Genomic DNA, 1,122 nt, shown 5'->3' on the forward strand with positions numbered 1-1,122 from the left:
CGCCGGTGGGGCCGCTCTTGAACGGGGTGGGCACGGCGATCAAAAAGGCGTCGGCCGCTTCGGGTTGGGTGGTGGCGCGCAGGTAGCCTTCTTGCACCGCGGCGTGCACCACCATGTCCAGGTCGGGCTCCACGATGTGGATCTGCCCGCGGTTGATGGTGTCTACCGCGTGCTGGTTCACGTCCACGCCAATCACCTGGATCTTGCGGCTGGCAAATACGGCGGCGGTGGGCAGGCCGATGTAGCCCAGGCCGACGATGGAGATGGTTTCAAAGGAGCGCTTCATGAATTCAGATGTGCTTTTTGCAGTTCAAGTGGATCTTCGGGGCGGGCTTGTTCGCGGGTGGCGGCTGTAGCTCCTGGTTTGGCAAACGGTTTGTTGGCCGTTCTTCCTCGGTGCCCTTTGGCGGTTTCGTGCTGTCAGCCGGTGCGTCCGTAGCTGTCTTCCAGCCGAACAATGTCGTCTTCGCCCAGGTAGGCGCCCGATTGCACTTCGATCATTTCCAGTTCCATCTTGCCGGGGTTGTGCAGCCGGTGCACTTCACCAATCGGGATGTAGGTGGACTGGTTTTCCGAGAGCAGAAACACTTCTTTGCCGCGCGTCACTTCGGCCGTGCCTTTGACGATGATCCAGTGCTCTGCACGGTGGTGGTGTTTTTGCAGGCTGAGGCTGGCGCCGGGTTTCACGCCAATGCGTTTCACCTGGAAGCGTTCGCCCATGTCCACGCTGTCGTACCAGCCCCAGGGGCGGGCCACCCGGCGGTGCATGGCAGCTTCGGGAATGTTGTGGCGGGTCAGGTGGGCCACCACGTCTTTCACCTGTTCGGCGTGGTCGCGCTGGGCCACCAGCAAGGCGTCGGGCGTGTCGATGATGAGCAGGTCTTGCGTGCCCAGTGCCACCACCGTGCGCCCCGGGGCGTGGATGAAGGTGTTCTTGGCCTTCAAGGCATGGCCATGCCCGTGGATGCGGTTGCCTTCGTCGTCGGGCGGTGTGAGATCGGCCACGGCGTTCCAACTGCCCACGTCGCTCCACTGGCCCTGAAAGGGCACCACCGCCACATTGGCGTGGTGTTCCATCACCGCGTAGTCGATGCTTTGTGAACGGCAGGCCAGAAACGGCTC

The 1,122-nt window shown here is 62.7% G+C and carries 1 protein-coding gene and 1 pseudogene; both read right to left on the minus strand.

What is annotated here, in order from left to right:
- Positions 1-286 (minus strand): annotated as a pseudogene (locus ABYB95_RS23830) (UDP-N-acetyl-D-mannosamine dehydrogenase); the annotation flags it as partial.
- A 134-nt stretch (positions 287-420) separates the two neighbouring features.
- On the minus strand, positions 421-1,122 hold a 702-nt coding region (locus ABYB95_RS23835; protein WP_372662954.1), incomplete at its 5' end, for a cupin domain-containing protein.

The sequence above is a fragment of the Hydrogenophaga sp. genome (assembly GCF_041633695.1).
Classification (GTDB): Bacteria; Pseudomonadota; Gammaproteobacteria; order Burkholderiales; family Burkholderiaceae_C; genus Hydrogenophaga.